The 18,824-nt window shown below is 62.8% G+C and carries 18 protein-coding genes; 10 read left to right on the top strand and 8 right to left on the bottom strand.

All coding sequences use genetic code 11. The annotated features are described in order from the left end of the window. Nucleotides 1-10: 10 nt before the first annotated feature. The gene (locus KX928_RS07920; RefSeq protein WP_219500793.1) at nt 11-664 is read left to right on the top strand and encodes a sulfotransferase family 2 domain-containing protein; all 654 of its coding nucleotides are present in this window, start codon (nt 11-13) and stop codon (nt 662-664) included. 4 nt (nt 665-668) lie between these two features. Here the strand turns inward: KX928_RS07920 and KX928_RS07915 are convergent, their stop codons facing one another. Together KX928_RS07915 and KX928_RS07910 are read right to left on the bottom strand one after the other, a co-directional pair. After that, entirely contained in the window at nt 669-1,748 is a 1,080-nt protein-coding gene (locus tag KX928_RS07915; RefSeq protein ID WP_373274792.1) for a T6SS phospholipase effector Tle1-like catalytic domain-containing protein, read from the bottom strand. Further along, the gene (locus KX928_RS07910; RefSeq protein ID WP_219500788.1) at nt 1,726-4,023 is read right to left on the bottom strand and encodes a xanthine dehydrogenase family protein molybdopterin-binding subunit; all 2,298 of its coding nucleotides are present in this window, start codon (nt 4,021-4,023) and stop codon (nt 1,726-1,728) included. The genes KX928_RS07915 and KX928_RS07910 overlap by 23 nt, the downstream gene beginning before the upstream one ends. Nucleotides 4,024-4,125: 102 nt before the next feature. Between KX928_RS07910 and KX928_RS07905 the strand changes: the two genes are divergently transcribed. From KX928_RS07905 to KX928_RS07890, 4 genes are all read left to right on the top strand, one after another. Further along, complete coding sequence (locus tag KX928_RS07905; protein ID WP_257883631.1) at nt 4,126-5,268, top strand: phytanoyl-CoA dioxygenase family protein; 1,143 nt, start codon at nt 4,126-4,128, stop codon at nt 5,266-5,268. Between the two features lie 11 nt (nt 5,269-5,279). Beyond that, nucleotides 5,280-5,882, top strand: a complete 603-nt coding sequence (locus KX928_RS07900; protein WP_219502059.1) for an HD domain-containing protein — start codon at nt 5,280-5,282, stop codon at nt 5,880-5,882. Nucleotides 5,883-6,033: 151 nt separating this feature from the next. After that, nucleotides 6,034-9,237 (top strand): valine--tRNA ligase, encoded by a 3,204-nt coding sequence (locus KX928_RS07895; protein WP_219500786.1) that lies wholly within the window; start codon nt 6,034-6,036, stop codon nt 9,235-9,237. 9 nt (nt 9,238-9,246) lie between these two features. Further along, the gene (locus KX928_RS07890; RefSeq protein WP_219500784.1) at nt 9,247-9,576 is read left to right on the top strand and encodes a DnaJ family domain-containing protein; all 330 of its coding nucleotides are present in this window, start codon (nt 9,247-9,249) and stop codon (nt 9,574-9,576) included. A gap of 12 nt (nt 9,577-9,588) precedes the next feature. On the opposite strand, the gene KX928_RS07885 is transcribed toward KX928_RS07890, so the two are convergent. Beyond that, nucleotides 9,589-10,377, bottom strand: coding sequence for a crotonase/enoyl-CoA hydratase family protein (locus KX928_RS07885; RefSeq protein WP_219500782.1), 789 nt, complete (start codon nt 10,375-10,377; stop codon nt 9,589-9,591). A 112-nt stretch (nt 10,378-10,489) separates the two neighbouring features. On the opposite strand from KX928_RS07885, the gene KX928_RS07880 reads away from it, so the two are divergent. Both KX928_RS07880 and KX928_RS07875 read left to right on the top strand, forming a co-directional pair. Continuing rightward, nucleotides 10,490-11,593, top strand: coding sequence for a pyridoxal phosphate-dependent aminotransferase (locus KX928_RS07880; RefSeq protein ID WP_219500780.1), 1,104 nt, complete (start codon nt 10,490-10,492; stop codon nt 11,591-11,593). Between the two features lie 54 nt (nt 11,594-11,647). Then, nucleotides 11,648-11,866 (top strand): hypothetical protein, encoded by a 219-nt coding sequence (locus KX928_RS07875; protein ID WP_219500778.1) that lies wholly within the window; start codon nt 11,648-11,650, stop codon nt 11,864-11,866. On the opposite strand, the gene KX928_RS07870 is transcribed toward KX928_RS07875, so the two are convergent. Next, a complete protein-coding gene (locus tag KX928_RS07870; RefSeq protein WP_219500776.1) occupies nt 11,863-13,071 on the bottom strand; it encodes a pyridoxal-phosphate-dependent aminotransferase family protein in 1,209 nt (402 codons plus the stop codon). The genes KX928_RS07875 and KX928_RS07870 overlap by 4 nt on opposite strands. 109 nt (nt 13,072-13,180) lie before the next feature. Beyond that, nucleotides 13,181-13,855: a TIGR04283 family arsenosugar biosynthesis glycosyltransferase gene (locus tag KX928_RS07865; protein ID WP_219500774.1), complete on the bottom strand. Its 675-nt coding sequence runs from the start codon at nt 13,853-13,855 to the stop codon at nt 13,181-13,183. Between the two features lie 68 nt (nt 13,856-13,923). Here KX928_RS07865 and ygfZ point away from each other — a divergent pair, with 68 nt between their 5' ends. Continuing rightward, nucleotides 13,924-14,664: a CAF17-like 4Fe-4S cluster assembly/insertion protein YgfZ gene (gene ygfZ, locus KX928_RS07860; RefSeq protein ID WP_219500772.1), complete on the top strand. Its 741-nt coding sequence runs from the start codon at nt 13,924-13,926 to the stop codon at nt 14,662-14,664. Between the two features lie 40 nt (nt 14,665-14,704). Here the strand turns inward: ygfZ and efp are convergent, their stop codons facing one another. Further along, nucleotides 14,705-15,268 (bottom strand): elongation factor P, encoded by a 564-nt coding sequence (efp, locus tag KX928_RS07855; protein WP_219500771.1) that lies wholly within the window; start codon nt 15,266-15,268, stop codon nt 14,705-14,707. A 220-nt stretch (nt 15,269-15,488) separates the two neighbouring features. On the opposite strand from efp, the gene KX928_RS07850 reads away from it, so the two are divergent. Continuing rightward, nucleotides 15,489-15,809, top strand: a complete 321-nt coding sequence (locus tag KX928_RS07850) for a DUF6280 family protein (RefSeq protein ID WP_114885126.1) — start codon at nt 15,489-15,491, stop codon at nt 15,807-15,809. A gap of 57 nt (nt 15,810-15,866) precedes the next feature. On the opposite strand, the gene KX928_RS07845 is transcribed toward KX928_RS07850, so the two are convergent. Then, the gene (locus KX928_RS07845) at nt 15,867-16,445 is read right to left on the bottom strand and encodes a cobalamin biosynthesis protein CobQ (RefSeq protein ID WP_219500770.1); all 579 of its coding nucleotides are present in this window, start codon (nt 16,443-16,445) and stop codon (nt 15,867-15,869) included. A 62-nt stretch (nt 16,446-16,507) separates the two neighbouring features. On the opposite strand from KX928_RS07845, the gene KX928_RS07840 reads away from it, so the two are divergent. Then, nucleotides 16,508-17,983 carry a cobyric acid synthase gene (locus tag KX928_RS07840; protein ID WP_308342263.1) on the top strand — a complete coding sequence of 492 codons (1,476 nt, stop codon included), beginning with the start codon at nt 16,508-16,510 and terminating at the stop codon, nt 17,981-17,983. Between the two features lie 31 nt (nt 17,984-18,014). Here the strand turns inward: KX928_RS07840 and KX928_RS07835 are convergent, their stop codons facing one another. After that, nucleotides 18,015-18,776 carry a hypothetical protein gene (locus KX928_RS07835; RefSeq protein WP_219500769.1) on the bottom strand — a complete coding sequence of 254 codons (762 nt, stop codon included), beginning with the start codon at nt 18,774-18,776 and terminating at the stop codon, nt 18,015-18,017. Nucleotides 18,777-18,824: the final 48 nt, after the last annotated feature.

The following is an 18,824-nucleotide window of genomic DNA, read 5'->3' as shown; positions in this document are numbered from 1 at the left end:
CGGTATGCCCATGGTAATTGCAGTTTCAGCCCATAAGATCGCCTATATGGCGGTGCCGAAGGCTGCCTGCACCTCGGTGAAGGCGGCACTTGCGTCCATCGATCCGGGTGCGCCGGTCACCCTTGAGCAGGTCGCGCAGGATCATGATCTGATTCACAAGGCCTACCACACCCGGCGTTTTCGGCCGCACAGGTGGCGCAAATACAGCGACTGGTGGCGCTTTACCGTGGTACGCGATCCGCTGAAACGGCTTCTGGCGGTTTATTCCGACCGGGTGGATGGCCGCAAAGACCTGCTGAAGAGCCCCAGGATCCGGCGGCAAAGCGACGTCACGGATGACCCGGATCCGGATTTCTTCTTTCAGAACATCGAAACCTACATGCAGCTGTCTTCGGTGATAAAGCATCACGCCTTGCCGACGCGGCTGTTTGTCGGGGTGCAGCCGCTGGATTTCGACGCGGTCTATACGGTGGCGCGCATACCGGACCTGCAGAAGGATCTGTCGGCACGGGTTGGACATCCCGTCACTGTCCCGCGCTTCAATTCCAGCAAACGCCCGCTGCGGCTCGACGATCTGACCCCCCGGACGCAGGCGGTGATCGGCACCTTCCTGCAACCGGAATACGAGCATCTGGCCGCCTATTACGACAATCCGTTCACCTGAGCGGTCAGGCGCGTTTCAGGCCGCGCATGATCCTGCGTGGCGTTGGCAAGGCCGCCGCCCGTATCGCCACGCTGTCATGCAGACGCTCGGACCCGTCGGTCCCCACTTTTCTGGCCCGGCGGGAAATGAACCATTTGCCATACCCCCGGAAGGTCCCGGTTGAGGGCGCCGTGGCATCCTGCGCAAACCGCCGGGCCCATCCGTCCGGCAGCGGCAGGCCGCGGATCTGCGCCCGTTCCAGCATCCACACCAGCGGGATGTTCGCGAGGCTGCGGGCGACCTCGTAGCCGCCCAACTGTCCACCGACATCGCCATGCGTGCCGGGAAACCACATCTGCTCCACATGACCCTCGAACGCATCGGGCGAGGACCACATGACCGGCGCGTAGACCACGCGGGTCTCGTCCAGCGCCAGCGCATGATACCCGGCCTTGACGTTATGGCTGAGGTGATGGTTGTGGAAAGCATGGCGTTTTTCGCTCAGACGCCACAGCACCGGCGCATTGAAACCCAGCGATTTGACCGTATCCCACACCCCGATCATCTCGATCTCCACCCCGGTCAGACAATGGGCCGAAACGAAACTTCGGGCGCTGGTACTGTCGGGATCCCCTTCATAGTGGCGGTAGACATCGCGGATGTTGCGCTCCGTCGCTCCCTCCGCGCGCAGCAGCCCCATCCGGTCGATCACCCCCGCGAGACTGCGCACCGCATAGGCGCCGCGCGAATAGCCCATCAGGAAAATCTTGTCGCCAGGCCGGTACCGCGAGGCAAGATAGCCATAGGCGCGGCGTATCTGACGGTTGATCCCCCGACCCTGCATCACATCCACGGCGGACCGCCAGTTGCTCCATTGCAGGCCGGGTTCGTAGTAGATCGACAGCGGGCTGCCCACTTCGCGGCACAGGTGATACGCGCGCCCGGCGTTGGTTTCGCACCCTGGTTTCAGCGACGACATGGTGCCATCGAGGATCACGACATGAACAACCGGGCCGCGTCTTGGGCCGAAATCGCTGTCGGGCCGGCGCCAGAACCTGCTGCGCAGCCAGCCGAGCCATCTGTTATTCCGCCGCGAGGACCTCACTGTGCAACAGCTCCCAAACTCTATGCGGGGTAAACGGCATGTCGGCCTGCCGCACGCCCCGCTCCCAAAGCGCATCCTGTACCGCGTTGGCAACAGCGGCCAGCGCGCCAACGGTGCCCGCTTCGCCACATCCCTTCATTCCCATGATGTTGGCCGTGGATGGCACCGGTTCCGATGTAAAACTAATAGTGGGCACGTCGTCGGCACGCGGCAAGGCGTAGTCCATGAACGATGCCGTGAGCAACTGGCCGTCTTCATCAAAGACAACATGCTCGGTAATCGCTTGCCCGATGCCCTGAACCACCCCGCCATGCACCTGACCTTCGGCCAGCATGGGGTTGATAAGATTGCCAAAATCATCAACAACAGTATAGCGGTCCACGGTTACTCTCCCGGTCTCCGGGTCCACCACTACCTCTGAAACATGGCAACCGTTGGGAAAGCTTCGGGCAGGCAGCGTGGCGCGGGCCTCATGCGTCAGCAGATCGTCACGACCGGCCGCGCGGGCCATCTCCGCAACCTCCAGCATCGTCGGCGTCAGGTTCGACCCATCGGCGCGAAACCGTTCATCGTCAAAGCTGATCTCGGACGCAGGCACGCCCATTTCATCCGACAGGAAGGCGGTGAATTTCTCCGTCATCTCGGCAACCGCCGCCAGTGTCGCGTTGTTCTGCACGGTGACGGAGCGGGACCCGCCGGTACCGCCGCCCGTGGCGATCAGGTCGCTGTCGCCCTGCACCACGGTGATCATTTCTGCCGGGATTCCGGTCTGATCGGCCAGGAAAGACGCATAAACCGTCTCATGTCCCTGCCCTGTGGATTGCGTGCCCACGTAAATCGTCACCGTACCATCCTCATTAAATGTCACCTTCGCGCCTTCCGAAGGATCACCCAAAATACTTTCAATATAGTAACACAAACCGACGCCCCTGAGCAGTCCCCGCGCCGCATCGGCTTTTTTGCGCGCATCAAACCCGGACAGATCGGCCTCCGCGACGCCGCGGTCCATCACCTTGTCAAAGTCGCCGACATCGTAGGTTTCGCCCACGGTGGTGGCATAGGGGAACTGGTCGGGCTTGATGAAATTGCGCCGCCGCAACGCGATCGGGTCCACCCCCAGCTCGCGCGCCGCACGGTCCATCAGGCGTTCCAGCACGTAAATCGCCTCGGGTCGTCCCGCACCCCGGTAGGCATCGACATAGGTGGTGTTGGTATAGAACCCCTCGACCCGCAGCCACGTGTTCGGCACATCGTAAACGCCCGACAGCACCCGGCTGAACAACTGGCTCTGAATGTACTGCGCGAAATGGCTGTTGTAAGCGCCCATGTTGCAGCGTGTGTGCACGCGGTAGCCGGTAATCCTGTGGTTTTCGTCAAAGGCAAACTCGGCGGTCGAGGTCAGATCGCGGCCCGCGTTGTCCGACAGCATCGCCTCGGTGCGCTCCGACATCCACCGCACCGGCCTGCCCACGGCGCGCGCGGCCTGCGCGGCAAGCGCATATTCGGGATAGGGAAACCCCTTCATCCCGAACCCGCCGCCAACATCCGGCGTGGTCACCCGGACCCGCTCTTCGGGCAGCGCCAGCGCCCTGGCGATGAATTCCTTCTGCCCCCAGACACCCTGGCCGCCCAGAGAGACATGCACCCTGTCGCCCTCCCACTCGGCAAAGCAGCCGCGCGGTTCCAGCGAGTTCACGATGATCCGGTTGTCGCCAACCTCCAGGCTGACCGTTCTGGCCGCCGCCCTGAAGGCCGCGTCGGTGGCCGCTTCATCACCAAGGCCCCAGTCGAACGCCCGGTTGTCCGGCGCCTCGTCATGCACCGCTGTGCCGCCGGTGGCCAGATCCATCTTGGCCGGCAGATCCTCGTAGTCCAGTTCGATCATTTCCGCCGCATCGCGGGCCTGGTCGAGCGTGTCGGCCACGATAAACGCAACCGGCTCGCCGACAAACCGCATCTTGTCTTTCGCCAGCAACGGGCGCTTGGGGGCGGCACCGGCGGAACCATCGCGATTTTTCACCGTCGCCCCGAACATATTGATGTCCATGCCCGCCGCTTCGAGATCGGCGACCGTCAGCACCGCGTGAACGCCATCGGCATCCCGTGCCGCATCGACGTTCAGACCCGTGATCGTGGCATGCGCAACCGGCGCCCGGAAGACGAAGGCCCGCAGCGCGTTCTCCGGGGCGATATCATCGACATAGCGGCCATGTCCGGTCAGGAAACGCAGGTCTTCCACACGTGTGATTGATTGTGATTTGCCAAACTTTTCCATGGAAGGCTCCTTTTATGCCGGGTGCGATCCCGCGGACACTAGCGGCCCAAGCGCGCTTGTCCAGTGGTCGCCAATGCTACGGGGACGAATGCCGCCTGCGGGATGCAGACGCGCGCCTCACTGCCTCCCGACGACTTAGGAACCCGGCGGCACAACGGCAAGTGGGTGATCCGCGATCATGACCATTCGGCGCGGTGGCAGCCCTTCGCCCTGCGCGACGACCGCCGCGCGAAGGCCCCGACCCGCCATAGCGCGATGACAGCCGCAGCCGCGGAACCGTCCGAATCCGACCCCGCACCGGGTCGCAAACAACAAAGCGGTGGTGGCGCGCCTGCGCAAACATCACTGCGAAACCCGGAGGACATAATGCCACCCCCCCTGACCCTCGTGAATGGCCGTCTCAGCGACGCGCAAAAGACATCCTATTGGGACGATGGCTATCTCTTCCCGATCCCGGTCCTGCCCGCCACGGAAGCACGCACCCTGCGCGCCGAGCTTGAGGACATCGAAAGCACCTGGCGCGACGCCGGGCTGCCGCTGCCGCTCAATACCTACAAACGCGTCAACGCGCATTGCGTGATGCCGCTGGCCTACCGCATCGGGTCGGACCCGCGCATTCTCGACGTGGTTGAAGGGATTCTCGGGCCGGATATCATGATCTACGCAGTGGAATTCTTCATCAAGGAGCCGCAGACCCGCCACAGGGTCTCCATGCATCAGGACCTGACCTACTGGGGTCTGGGCGCGATCGACGGGCTGGTCACCGCATGGCTGTCCCTGTCGCCCGCAACCCCCGCCTCGGGCTGCATGGATTTCGTGAAAGGCTCCCACAAGAACCCGATCCTGCCGCACAGGGACACCTTCGCGGAGGACAACCTGCTCAGCCGCGGGCAGGAGGTCAGGGTGGATGTCACCGACGACCAGAAAACCCCCATCGAAATCCATCCCGGTCAGATATCGCTGCACCACGGCCTGACGATCCACGGCTCCGGCCCCAATACGACGGATGACCGCCGCATCGCCGCCGTGATCCGCTACTGCACGCCGGCGGTGACACAGAATGTCGGCGACACCGATTACGCGCTGCTGGCCCGGGGCACGGACAGGCACGGCCATTTCCGGCAGTTCGACCCGCCGAGCGCGCTCTTTGCGCCCGAAGCGCTGGCCATCTACGACGAAATCCGGCAGGCTCAGGCCAAGGTGATGATGGCCGGAACCGACAGCGCCAGGGGGCTTTACGGATGACCTCGAAAAACATGAAACACGTGGGCTTTACCCAGATGAAGGACGGCTCCGCCGAGGATTACGCCTTTCTGACCGAGCACGAAGTGGCCTACACGCGCGGCACCGCCGCACGTCTGCTCAAGGCGCTGGTGGCGCTGGATGAAAGCCTGTCGGGCTATCAGGTCACCCGGCTCGGCCATTCGCTGCAATCGGCCACGCGGGCCTGGCGCGACGGGGCCGATACCGACTGGGTGGCATCGGCGCTGCTGCATGACATCGGGGATATCTACGCGCCCTACAACCACGATGAATACGCCGCGACCATCCTGCGCCCCTTCGTGCGCGAACAATGCACATGGGTCGTTGAAAAACACGGCGATTTCCAGATGGTCTACTACGGGCATCACGTCGGTGCCGACCCCCACAAACGCGACAAATACACAGGCCACCCCTATTTCGACGATTGCGCGGCATTTTGTGAACGCTGGGATCAGGCGAGTTTCGATCCCGGCTATGACACGCTGCCGCTGGACCACTTTGCCCCGATGGTCGAAGAGGTCTTCGACCGCACCCCTTACGATCCGGCGGTTCTGCGAAAAGGCCAGCGTGAACCGCTCGTCACCACGCCGCGCTGATCACGCCGGGGGACCTGCCCGATCATCCTTCTGCACCGGGCCACGGGCCGCGCAGCAAGCCCGCTTGGGGTGAAGAATTCAGCGCCAGCCACCTTCCCCTTTTCCACATCCTCGGGTAGACCGCGCGGGCAAAGTGACAAAGGATGCGACCATGGCGCTGAACAAGACATTTGACGCGAAAGAGGCCGAAGCCCGCCTCTATGCCGCCTGGGAAAAATCAGGAGCCTTCAAGGCCGGGGCCAACGCCACGCGGGACGAGACGTTTTCGATCATGATCCCGCCGCCCAATGTCACCGGCTCGCTGCACATGGGCCACGCCTTCAACAACACGCTGCAGGACATCCTTGTCCGCTGGCACCGGATGCGCGGCTTCGATACGCTCTGGCAGCCCGGCACCGACCACGCGGGCATTGCCACGCAGATGGTCACCGAACGCGAGATGGCCGCCAACCAGGAACCCTCGCGCCGCGAGATGGGCCGCGAGCAATTCCTCGAACGGGTCTGGCAGCAGAAGGTCAAGTCGCGCGGCACGATCATCGGCCAGCTGAAAAGCCTGGGCGCCTCCTGCGACTGGTCGCGCGAAGCCTTCACCATGGGCGGCGCGCCCGGTGATCCGGAGGCCGGTAAAGGCCCGAATTTCCACGACGCCGTGATCAAGGTCTTTGTCGACATGTACAACAAGGGCCTCATCTACCGCGGCAAGCGGCTGGTCAACTGGGACCCGCATTTCGAGACCGCGATTTCCGATCTGGAGGTGGAGAACCTCGAAGTCAACGGTCACATGTGGCACTTCAAGTACCCGCTCGCGGCCGATCCTGACACCGGGAAACCTGCAACCTACCAATACGTCGAAAAGGACGCGGACGGCAACGAGACGCTGCGCGAGACCCGCGATTATATCTCCATCGCCACCACGCGCCCTGAAACCATGCTGGGCGACGGGGCGGTCGCAGTTCATCCATCAGATGAACGTTACGCGCCAATTGTCGGAAAACTTTGTGAAATCCCGGTAGGCCCAAAAGAGCATCGCCGCCTGATCCCGATCATCACCGACGCCTATCCGGACCCCGATTTCGGCTCGGGTGCGGTGAAGATCACCGGCGCGCACGACTTCAACGACTACGCCGTCGCCAAGCGCGGCAACATCCCGCTCTACCGGCTGATGGACACCAAGGGCGCGATGCGCGACGATGGTGCGCCCTATGCCGAAGCGGCGGGCATTGCCATGGCCGTGGCCAAGGGGGAGCGGGAGCTATCGGAGGCCGAGGCCGATACGGTCAATCTGGTGCCAGACGATCTGCGCGGCCTCGACCGCTTTGAGGCCCGCAAGGCGGTTGTGAAACAGATCACCGTCGAAGGGCTTGCAGTGATGGTGCCCGTCACCTCCCCCGACCCAAGCGACACTTTCGACGAAAGCGACGTGCCGCTGATGATGCCTTTCGTCGAGGCGAAGAAGATCATGCAGCCTTTCGGTGACCGGTCCAAGGTGGTCATCGAACCAATGCTGACCGACCAGTGGTTCGTGGACACCGCCCAGATCGTCCAGCCCGCCATCAACGCGGTCCGCTCGGGCGAGGTGGAGATTTTCCCCGAGCAGGACAAGAAGGTCTACTTCAACTGGTTGGAAAACATCGAACCCTGGTGCATCTCGCGCCAGCTCTGGTGGGGGCATCAGATACCGGTCTGGTACGGGCCGGACATCACCCCCGCGGGCGTCGAAAATATCGTTACAGTGATGCGGGATAGCGGCAGATCACATGAAACCTTGTTTGGTGCTGGCAAGACTTTTTGCGCAGCCTCAGACGCTGCCCTGATTGAGCAGGCACAGCGCTTTTATGGCCCGCATGCGAAAATCATTCCGGTTAATCATGATCCGACCAAGTCTATGCATGAGCAATGCAAGATTCACTTTGAAATCAACAGAGTTGACGCTCGGGTTGAAGGTCAGGATGGCAAACTTGAAGATAACGATACGCTTACTGTTGAAATCGTTCGCGACCCGGACGTCCTCGACACATGGTTCTCCTCTGGCCTTTGGCCCATCGGCACGCTGGGCTGGACCGGGTACGCGGAACAGGATGCGCAGAACGAGGCGCTGCAGAAATACTTCCCCACCTCCGTGCTGATCACCGGCTTCGACATCATCTTCTTCTGGGTCGCCCGGATGATGATGATGCAATACGCCGTCGTCGGCCAGAAACCCTTCGACACGGTCTATGTGCACGCCCTTGTCCGCGACGAGACCGGCAAGAAGATGTCCAAGAGCTTGGGCAACGTGCTCGACCCGCTCGACATGATCGACGAATACGGTGCCGATGCCGTGCGCTTTACCCTGACGGCGATGGCCGCGATGGGCCGCGATCTGAAACTCTCCACCCAGCGCATCGCCGGCTACCGCAATTTCGGCACCAAGCTCTGGAACGCCTGCCGCTTTGCCGAGATGAACGGCGTCTTCGAGGCGCGTGCATCGGCGGTGCACAGCCCGTGCACAGATGGTGCATGCCCTGTGACCCCCACCGCCGCGGTCAACAAGTGGATCATCGGCGAGACCGCCAAAGTGCGCGAAGAGATCGACGCGGCCCTCGATAATTACCGCTTCAACGACGCCGCGAATGCCGCCTACAGCTTTGTCTGGGGCAAGGTCTGCGACTGGTATGTGGAGCTCAGCAAACCGCTGTTGCAGGATGCGGCCAACGCCCCTCTGGCCCCCGAGACCCGCGAGACCATGGCATGGGTGCTGGACCAGTGCATGATCCTGCTGCACCCGGTCATGCCCTTTATCACCGAAGAGCTGTGGGGGGCCACCGGAACCCGCGACAAGATGCTGGTGCACGCTGACTGGCCGACCTACACGGCGGCAGATCTGATCGACGAGGCCGCTGACCGGGAACTGAACTGGGTGGTCAGCCTGATCGAGGCGATCCGCTCAGTGCGCGCGCAGATGCACGTGCCCGCCGGGGCCTACGTGCCGCTTGTCGTCACCGATCTTGAAGATCAGGCACGGGCGGCCTTCGAGGCCAATGAAGCGATGATCAAACGGCTGGCACGGGTAGAGCAGATGCGCGAAGCGGAGGCCTTTCCCAAGGGGTCGGCAACGCTGGCGGTGACCGGCGGCAACTTCGGCCTGCCTTTGGCGGATGTCATTGACGTGGCAGAAGAAAAAGCCCGGCTGCAAAAGACACTCGACAAGCTGGCAAAGGAACTGGGCGGGCTGCGCGGACGGTTGAACAACCCCAAGTTCGCCGCCTCCGCCCCCGCCGAAGTGGTCGAAGAAACCCGCGCAAATCTTGCCCTGCGCGAGGAAGAGGACAGCAAGCTGAGAGAGGCGCTCGCGCGTCTGGCCGAATTGGGGTAACATGCCGCCATGCGCAGCTTTCGCTCTCTTATCGAACGCCAGATCGCCAAGGCGCGGGCCGCCGGGGGCCTCAGCGGGCTGAAGGGCGAGGGCAAACCGCTGCCCGACCGCCCGGTTGAAAACGCACAGGAGGCATCGATGTCCGCCGGCATGCGGATCATGGCCGAGGCGGGCGTCGTGCCGGAGGAGTTTGGCCTGAAGAAGCAATTGGACGCGGCGCGCAAGGCCTATGCAGACTGCCGGACCGACGCGGCGCGCAAAGAAGCCATGGCGCGGTTGGCTGACCTTGAGCTGCGCTATGAAATCGCCCGGGAGGCGCGGCGCAAATTCATGACGTGAGCGCCCGTCGGATCATTCAAAGACAGGCGCTCGTTTGGCGAATTGCGCAGCGATGACCTCCATCTGCTCCGGCTTGCCCAGCAATGTCCCCTGAAGGCGGGATTCAGCCAGCAGAACCTCCGTGGCGTCCTCGTTTTCCGCGATATCTATCAGTGACTTGGCAGCCCGGATCGCCCTGGGGCTCTGGCCCGCAATCTGCCCGGCCAGGGCAAAGGCGCGCGTGATCGGATCAGGGGCAATCTCAGTGACCAGCCCCCACCGTTCTGCCTGTTGCGCAGAGACCGGCGCCGCCGTGTAGATCAACTGGCGCATCACGTCAGAGCGCACCAGTCGCGGCAGCAGCACCATCCCGCCCATGTCGGGAATAATGCCCCATTTCATCTCCATCACGGCAAGCTGGGTGTCCGGGTCCGCGATCCGGATATCGGCCCCCAGCGCAATCTGCATCCCGGCCCCGAAGGCCACCCCGTGCAGAGCGGCAATAACCGGAATGCCCAGACGGTGCCACACCAGTGCCGCCTCCTGCCACTGGTTCGTGGTGCCCTCCCCGTGGGTGCGATCCATGATCTGCGTGGCGATGTCCTTGCCCAGCATGGCCCCAAGGCTGCCGATGTCGATCCCTGCACAGAACACCGCGCCCTGCCCCGACAGGACCACGACCCGCGCTTCCGAGGCCGCGACCTGCTGACCTGCCTCGATCAGCGCGGTAAACATCTCCTGATCCACCGCGTTGCGCTTGTCCGGGCGGCTGAGCTGCACATGCGCGATATGGTCGGAAATGGTGACGAGAACACGGGGCATTGATATCTCCTGCTGGTGCCGCCATCAGACCGCAGCAGCAAGTTTTTGACCAGCGAAACGTTGGGGCAATCGGGGTCTTGCTCAGCACCTGCCCGGCGTTTTAAGAGACGCCATGACCCAGTTTCGACTAACACCGCTCGCGCAATCGCTTCCCGCAACCGTTCCCTTTGTGGGGCCAGAATCGCAGGAGCGCGCCCGGTCGCGTCTCTTCGATGCGCGGCTGGGGGCGAACGAGAATGTTTTCGGCCCGTCGCCGGTTGCGACCCGCGCGATGGCGGAAACGGCGCAATGGATGTACGGTGACCCGGAAAGCTTCGAATTGCGCGAGGCGCTCGCGGGCCATTACGGCATCACGCCGGACATGATCATGGTGGGCGAAGGGATAGACGGGTTGCTGGGCTATCTGGTGCGGCTGATGGTGGGTCCCGGTGATGCTGTGGTGACCTCCGACGGGGCCTATCCGACATTCAATTACCACGTGGCGGGATATGGCGGGGTGCTGCACAAGGTGCCCTACAAGAAGGATTTCGAAGACCCCGAGGCGCTTTTCGCCAAGGCGGCGGACGTCGACGCCAAGCTGGTCTACCTGGCAAATCCCGACAATCCGATGGGCACCGCGCATCCCGGCAAGGACATTGTCGCGGCAATGGAAAAGCTGCCTGAGGGAACCTTGCTGGTGCTGGATGAAGCCTACATCGAATGTGCGCCGCAGGGCACGCCGCTGCCGTTGCCGATGGACGACCCCCGGGTGATCCGGCTGCGCACCTTCTCGAAGGTCTACGGGCTGGCGGGCGCACGGGTGGGATACGCGCTTGGGCACCCTGACCTGATCGCCGCCTTCAACAAGGTCCGCAATCACTTTGGCATGAACCGCGCGGCCCAGGCCGGTGCCCTGGCGGCGCTGGAAGACCAGACATGGCTGCGCTCGGTTCAGGCGCGCATTGCCGCCGCGCGCAACCGGATATGGGACATCGCGCGCTCCACCGGGCTCAAGCCCCTGCCATCCGCCGCGAATTTTGTCGCCGTCGACTGCAACCGTGATGCCGAGTTCGCCAAGGCCGTCCTGCACGAGATGGTGGCGCGGGGCGTGTTCATCCGGATGCCGATGGCGGCTCCGCAAAATCGCTGTATCCGCATCAGCTGCGGCACCCCCGCCAATCTGGACATTCTGGCCGAGGTTCTGCCGGTAGCCCTCAGAGCCGCAGAAAATTGCTGACGACGGTATCTGGTTGGATATAGTTGCGGCATCACTCTGGCCGCGAGGTGCGGGATGGAACGCCACAAGCTGGGCCGTGCGCCCAATTACACCAATGCCTGTATCGTCATGTTCGGGGTCAACCTCGCCTGGGTCCTGTTGTTTCTCTTTGCGATCTGGGGGCTGATTGCCGCCGTATTTCTGAGCCTTGCGATCAATCACTGGCTGAACTGGCTGGACTTCCGGCGGCGCATCGCCGAAGCGCGTTTCGCCCCGCGCCAGCCGAACGACTAGGCGCCGCCAATCACCTCCGCCGCGGCGGATAATGCGCCACCACCATGGGCAATGCCAAGGGCTTTGAAACCGGCCTCTATTCCGCCCAGAAGGCCCATGATCATATGCCCGTTGACATGTCCCATGTGGCCCAGCCTGAAAAACCCGTGCCATGCGGGATCACCAGGGGCGGCCATGCCCAACCCGATCCCAAGCGTCAGACCGACCTGCTGGGCGGTCCAGTCGCGCAACGCCGTCGCCTGAGGGGCCTCCAGCCGCAGGGCGGTCACCGCGTGGCTGCGCTGCCCGGGATCGGCGATGTTCACCCGCAGCGAGCCCTTGGTGGCCCATGCGTCGCACGCCGCCCAGATCGCACGGGCAAGCGTCGCGTGACGTGCCCAGACCGCCTCGATACCCTCTGCGTGAATCATGTCGAGCGCCGTGCGCAGCCCGTAGACGTGATGGGTGGGCGCCGTGCCATCCCAGTACTGGTAGAAGTCCTGCGGATTGGCGCGGCGGGTCCAGTCCCAGTACTCGCTGACACGCGGCATGGCCGCGCGCATCTCCGCCGCCTTGTCGTTAAAAAACACAAAGCCCATGCCCGGCGGCACCATCAGCCCCTTCTGGCAGGCGGTCACCATCACATCGACACCCCAGGCATCCATTTCGAACACATCGCACCCCAGCGACGCGATGCAATCGGCCATCAGCAGCGCCGGGTGCCCCACATCATCCAGCGTCGCCCGCAGGGCCGCGATATCATTGCGCACCGAACTTGACGTATCCACATGCACGGCCAGCACGGCCTTGATCTGATGGGCGGTGTCCGCCATCAGCGCATCGGCGATCTGCGCCATGTCCATTCCTGCCGCCTTGCCAAAGTCGATCACCTGCGCCTCGGCCCCGAGACCGCGCGCAATGCCAGCCCAGCCCTGCCCGAAATGCCCGGTTGACGGCACGAGAACCTTGTCGCCGGGGCCAATCACGTTGGACAATGCCGCCTCCCAGACACCGTGCCCGTTGGCGATGTAGAGCGCCACCTCACCATCGGTGCGGGCAACCCGTTTCAGATCCGCGACAATCCCCGGCATCATCTCCGGCAACTCGCCCGCATAGATGTTGGGCGCGGGCCGATGCATCGCGTTCAGTACGGCCTCGGGCATCACGGAGGGGCCGGGAATGGCCAGATAGCCAACGCCGGAGGACAAATTCGGTTTTTGGGGCATAAGTGCTGTCCTTTTGTTCTCGGGCAACACTAGCTGACGGATCGCGAGGGTCAATTACACCTTTTCGTGCATAACTGTTGTCCCACCGGCAGGCACCTGTCCGAAGCCGTCAGCGGCGGTAGCTTTCGGCAAGGGAATGCGGTGACACGCCGCTGAAATATCGCATCAAAGTCCACAGGTTCCGCGTCCCCCGGCGAAACCAGCCCTGACGACGATATCTTGCAGCGCTGGTCTCCGCCACCGCGTCAACCGGATGCAGGTGTCCCCTGAGCGCGCCGGCGATGGCCACGTCTTCCATCAACGGCTGATCGGAATAGCCGCCGATTTCCGCGTAAAGCGCACGCGGGATCAGCAGCCCCTGGTCACCGTAGGGCAACCCCAACCGGCTGCGCAGGTTGGCCCAACCGGCCACGATACGCCCCGCGACACCGCCTTTTTCAAAGGCCAGTCGGAACCATCCCGCGCGGCGCGTTTCAAGATGTCGGATGACCGGCCCCACCCATCCCGGGCGCAACACGGTATCGGCATGCAGAACCAGCAGCCAGCTACCCTGCGCCTGCGCACATCCCCGCGCCAATTGCCCGCCGCGCGAGGCTGGCCCCTGCACCACTTCGGCACCCCAGGCTTTTGCAATAGCCACCGTCGCATCCTGCGATCCGCCATCCGTGACAATCAATTCGCGGATCAGCCCGGCCTCCAGCCCCGGCATCAGTGCCGTCAGGCATGCGCCAAGATGTGGCTCGGCATTCAATGTCGGCACGACCACCGAAATAGGTGCACGCATAGGTTATGCCCCTTCTTCTTTGCGGCGCAGCGTTTATATGTCATGCAACACCCAAAGAGGAACCCCCCATGACCAAACGTCGCATATTGCAGCTATCCGGCTCCGATGCCCGGGACTTCCTGCAAGGGTTGATCACCAATGACATCGCGGGCATTGACACCGGGTTGGTCTATGCCGCCATTCTGACCCCGCAAGGCAAGTATATTGCCGATTTCTTCCTGTCTGCCGCCCCCGATGGCATATATCTGGACGTCGACGACAGCCTCGCCGACATGCTGGTGCAGCGGTTGACCATGTATAAGCTGCGCGCGGATGTGACGATCGCGCCCACCAACCTGCACCTGCACCGTGGTCTTGGCCCGGTGCCCGAAGACGGGTTTGCCGATCCGCGTCACGACGCGCTTGGATGGCGCGCCTATCGCGACAGCGCGCAGACGGATGACACCACGGACTGGACGGCGGTGCGGGTCGCCCATCTGATCCCGGAAACCGGCATCGAACTGACACCTGACACCTTCATTCTCGAGGTTGGGTTCGAACGTCTTTCCGGTGTCGATTTCCGCAAGGGATGCTATGTCGGGCAGGAAGTCACCGCCCGGATGAAGCACAAGACCGAGCTGCGCAAAGGGCTGGCCAAAGTCGCCGTCTCCGGGCCCGCAGAAACCGGCAGCGACATCACGGCGAATGGCAAACCGGCGGGCACCCTGCTGAGCCGTACCGAGGACACCGCCATCGCCTACCTGCGCTTTGACCGCGCCAAGGGGGATCTGCAGGCCGGGGAAGCCACCGTCACCCGCCTGGACCCGTAAAGCCACCCGCGCGCGGCGCGCCGGCGGCTCTGCAAGGCCGTTACGCGCGTTCGGCGTATTCCATGGTTTCGGTGTTTACGATGATATCTTCATCCTGACCGACAAACGGCGGCACCATCACCTTGACGCCATTGTCCAGCACGGCCGGTTTGAACGAATTGGCCGCCGTCTGGCCTTTGACCACCGGCTCCGTTTCCACGATCCGGCAGGTGACCTTCTGCGGCAGGGTCGCGTTCAGCGCTTCCTCCTCGTAGAATTCGACGACGATGGTCATACCGTCCTGCAGGAACGGCCGCCGCTCGCCCAGCAATTCCGCGGGCAGTTGCACCTGCTCGTAGGTTTCAGTGTCCATCACGATCAGCATGCCGGCATCTTCATAGAGAAACTGCTGGTCCTTTTGCTCCAGACGCACCCGCTCGACCTTGTCGGCGCTGCGGAACCGTTCGTTCAGCTTGGAACCGTTGCGCAGGTTGCGCATTTCCACCTGCGCGAAAGCACCGCCCTTGCCGGGCTTCACGTGATCGACTTTAACAGCCGCCCATAAACCGCCGTTATGCTCCAGAACATTCCCGGGGCGGATCTCGTTTCCGTTAATTTTAGGCATATGACCGAACCATGGCAAAAGGTTGATGAATTGTTGACGCACCCTATATCTGGCGGGATGTGTGGTGACAAGACAACGATATCTCGTGCTGCAGGCGCAAAAAGCTATGCACGAATTGCAAGCATGCTATGCAAAAACGGGGTATCCGAATCGACTAAAGTCCTTCATAAGGAACGTCACGCCGAAAACACAAGAGCAAGAATAATTGAAAGGACGACGAATGAAGGATTTCGTTGACGGCACGGCCTTTAACAACGAGCAAGGCAACCGTGCACGCAAACTTTTCGCAGCCGTGGTACTGGCTGCACTGGACGACGCCATCGCGGACGACAAGAAGTATGGCAATGGTCCTGAGCAAATCGCACGCTGGGCGCGCTCGCGCGACGGCCGCGAAGTGCTGAGCTGTGCCGGGATCGACCCCAACGAGCGGGTTGTATCGGGATTGATGGATTTCGTGGGCAAAGGGGTACGGACTTCCGTGGCACTGTCGCGTGAAGAATCCGAGCGCCGCAACGCCGCCCAGCAGGCAGAAGCAGCCTGACAAATCGTTGATTTTAAAAACAAAAGCGCGCCCCACCCCGGGCGTGCTTTTGTGTTTTCAGCTGTCCACGAAGATGAAGAGCCACTGGCGCACCACCCAGAGTTCGGCCATTACCAGCACGCCGACCGGGACGAGCACACGCCAGCCAAACTGCCGTTTCCACAGCAACATCGCCGCGCCCACGGCCACGAAAGCCTCCAGCGGCGCAATCCACATTGCCCCGTGGTCCCGGTCCCAGTAGCTGACCGGACTTTCGAAAACCCACCCGGTCAAGGGCCAGAAATGCGCGCGCCCATCATCATGGTGCAGCGGAAAATCGAGCAACAGATGCAACAGGGCCGCGCCGGTCAGCGCGATTGCCCAGGGGACACGCCGCCAGATCGCCACACCGACCAACAGCCCCCACAGGACAATTGAATTGTCGATGGCGAAGACAATCTGCCACGTGGTTGAAAAATATAGCTCATTGAACACAATGGATGGTGCGATATCGAACAGGTACAGCGCCCCGCCAGCCAGCAGGTAAAGCGACAGATCCGGCAACAGCGCTCCCACCATCGCCGCCCACACCAGAGCAGCGTCGCCTTTGTGCCCCAGCGCGGCCGCGCCGATCAGTAAATGTGCCGGAGTGTTCATGATTGCTCCTTTTCCTCGGGCCGATCATGCGGCAGGTTGCGGCAAACAGGAAGGGACGAGCCGTGGCGCGCGCGATAATGATCCAAGGCACCGGCAGCAATGTCGGAAAATCCATCATCGTGGCGGGGCTTGCACGCGCTTATACGCGGCGCGGCCTGTCGGTGCGGCCGTTCAAGCCGCAGAATATGTCGAACAACGCCGCTGTGACGGTGGACGGTGGCGAGATCGGGCGCGCCCAGGCGCTGCAGGCACGAGCCGCTGGCGTGATGCCGCACACGGATATGAACCCGGTGTTGCTCAAGCCGCAATCCAGTACGGGCGCGCAGATCGTTGTGCAGGGACAGGTGCGCGGGGTTCAGGAAGCCGGCGATTTCGGGGCGCGCAAGGACGCGCTGATGCCCTTCGTTCTGGAAAGCTTCGAGCGCATCACGCGCCAATGCGATCTGGTCCTGGTGGAAGGCGCGGGCAGCCCGGCAGAGACAAATCTGCGTGCGCGCGACATCGCGAACATGGGGTTTGCCAGCCAAACGGGCGTTCCCGTCCTGCTGATGGGTGACATAGACAGAGGGGGTGTGATCGCCCAGATCGTCGGCACCCGAGCGGTGTTGAGTGATGCAGACAACGGGATGATAAAAGGGTTTTCCATCAACAAGTTCCGCGGCGACGTGCGCCTGTTCGACAAGGGCCGCGACGATATCTGCACCCGCACCGGATGGCCCTGTCTTGGCGTTATCCCCTGGTTCCCGCAGGCACACAGGTTGCCCGCAGAGGACGTGGCGGACCTGCCCGCGCGTGCCCGCTCAGGCGGGTCCGGCCTCAGGATCGTTGTGCCGCATCTGCCGCGCATTTCGAACTTTGACGACCTTGATCCGCTGGCGGCGGAGCCCTCGGTCGATCTCAGCATCGTTCCGCCCGACCAGCCCCTGCCCGCGGACGCCGATGTCGTAATGCTGATCGGCAGCAAGGCGACGCTGGCCGATCTTGCCGCTCTGAAGGCAGCCGGGTGGGACATCGACATCGCGGCGCATCTTCGGCGCGGCGGGCATGTGTTGGGCCTTTGCGGCGGATACCAGATGTTGGGCCGGTCCGTTTCCGATCCTGATGGCCTTGAGGGCACTCCCGGCACGGCGACGGGACTGGGCCACCTTGACGTTGACACCGTTTTGACGCCGCGCAAAACGCTGACGATCAGCAAGGGCAGCCATCTTGCCAGCGGTGCCCCCCTGAACGGGTACGAAATTCACATGGGGCGCACCACGGGACCCGATTGCGCCCGCCCCTGGCTGTCGCTGGATGGCATCCCCCAAGGCGCAGCATCTGTGAGCGGACAGGTGCAGGGATGCTACCTGCACGGTATTTTCAGTTCAGACGCCTTCCGCGCTGCCTGGATGGCGCAGTTTGGGAAAACTGCCCGAATTGCACATGATCAACTGGTCGAGGAGACGCTGGACAGGCTGGCGGATCACCTCGAAACGCATCTCGATCTGGATTTGCTGCTGCAACTGGCCGATGAACCGGCAGGTGCGTTCGCGCGCTGAGCATCGCCCCGCAACACCCTGATGCCGAAGCTTATTCCAGTTCCTTCGCCGCCAGCGCCCGGTGGATTTCCCGCCGCACCAGCTTGCGGACATTGCGGGTGATGCGTTCTCCCAACGCCCCCTGCAATTCGGAGCGGACGATTTCGGACACGAGATCACGCAGCGCGATCTCATCCAGTATCTGCTCATCCGTCAGTGCATCCACCGCCGCGCGTGCCTCCGTTTTATCTGATGGCTGGCTGTCGGTCGTCTGTTCCACGGGAACGCCGGTTGCATCCAGGTCGACACTGTCCTGCCACGTCATGCCCTTGGACTGCGTCCCAGAGTATGCGTCGCGGCTATCGCCATCCGGTTCCCACTGGTCCGATGTCCGCGCAATGGCGGTTTCCAACGCGGCGATCTTGGCGGTCAGTTCCTCCACCCGGGATGCTTTGCCGGGCGTGGCCTCGCCCGGGATCGCGGCGGGTGTATCCCGCAGCCCGGCGGGCATGTCGCCTGCCTCACCAGAGGCTGGGCCTGCATCCGGCGCGAATGCCTGCGGTTCTGTCCCGTTCACACGGCTATCTTCCCGCGCCGCTCTCGGCTCAGATGCCTCCGGCGCGCCGCTGTCCCCACTGTCAGCGACATGCGGCGGCTCTTCGAATTCATCCCAGTTTTCGCTTGTATCTACTGCATTTTCGGGCTGCAACCGAAGGACATCTCTGGATTCAACCCGTAGCTGCGGCGACAGGATAAACCGGTCTGTCGGCTCTGATCTGGCGGGGTCTGCGCCCGCGCGCTTGTTATCACTCACCAAGCGGCGGATAGACGATAACACGTCCTCCACATCTGAATTTGAAAC

It is taken from the genome of Roseobacter insulae (assembly GCF_019375555.1).
GTDB lineage: Bacteria > Pseudomonadota > Alphaproteobacteria > Rhodobacterales > Rhodobacteraceae > Roseobacter > Roseobacter insulae.
Note: the sequence above shows the minus strand (reverse complement) of the source record. Positions and strands in the feature narration are given on the sequence as shown.

Excerpts from the sequence above, each read along its gene's own strand:
- KX928_RS07880 (WP_219500780.1), top strand. The coding sequence starts at position 10,490 with ATGACCCAGTTTCGACTAACACCGCTCGCGCAATCGCTTCCCGCAACC.
- KX928_RS07890 (WP_219500784.1), top strand. The coding sequence starts at position 9,247 with ATGCGCAGCTTTCGCTCTCTTATCGAACGCCAGATCGCCAAGGCGCGG.
- KX928_RS07905 (WP_257883631.1), top strand. The coding sequence starts at position 4,126 with ATGCAGACGCGCGCCTCACTGCCTCCCGACGACTTAGGAACCCGGCGG.
- efp (WP_219500771.1), bottom strand. The coding sequence starts at position 15,268 with ATGCCTAAAATTAACGGAAACGAGATCCGCCCCGGGAATGTTCTGGAG.
- KX928_RS07845 (WP_219500770.1), bottom strand. The coding sequence starts at position 16,445 with ATGAACACTCCGGCACATTTACTGATCGGCGCGGCCGCGCTGGGGCAC.
- ygfZ (WP_219500772.1), top strand. The coding sequence starts at position 13,924 with ATGACCAAACGTCGCATATTGCAGCTATCCGGCTCCGATGCCCGGGAC.
- KX928_RS07920 (WP_219500793.1), top strand. The coding sequence starts at position 11 with ATGGTAATTGCAGTTTCAGCCCATAAGATCGCCTATATGGCGGTGCCG.
- KX928_RS07870 (WP_219500776.1), bottom strand. The coding sequence starts at position 13,071 with ATGCCCCAAAAACCGAATTTGTCCTCCGGCGTTGGCTATCTGGCCATT.
- KX928_RS07850 (WP_114885126.1), top strand. The coding sequence starts at position 15,489 with ATGAAGGATTTCGTTGACGGCACGGCCTTTAACAACGAGCAAGGCAAC.
- KX928_RS07875 (WP_219500778.1), top strand. The coding sequence starts at position 11,648 with ATGGAACGCCACAAGCTGGGCCGTGCGCCCAATTACACCAATGCCTGT.
- KX928_RS07910 (WP_219500788.1), bottom strand. The coding sequence starts at position 4,023 with ATGGAAAAGTTTGGCAAATCACAATCAATCACACGTGTGGAAGACCTG.
- KX928_RS07885 (WP_219500782.1), bottom strand. The coding sequence starts at position 10,377 with ATGCCCCGTGTTCTCGTCACCATTTCCGACCATATCGCGCATGTGCAG.
- KX928_RS07865 (WP_219500774.1), bottom strand. The coding sequence starts at position 13,855 with ATGCGTGCACCTATTTCGGTGGTCGTGCCGACATTGAATGCCGAGCCA.
- KX928_RS07895 (WP_219500786.1), top strand. The coding sequence starts at position 6,034 with ATGGCGCTGAACAAGACATTTGACGCGAAAGAGGCCGAAGCCCGCCTC.
- KX928_RS07900 (WP_219502059.1), top strand. The coding sequence starts at position 5,280 with ATGAAACACGTGGGCTTTACCCAGATGAAGGACGGCTCCGCCGAGGAT.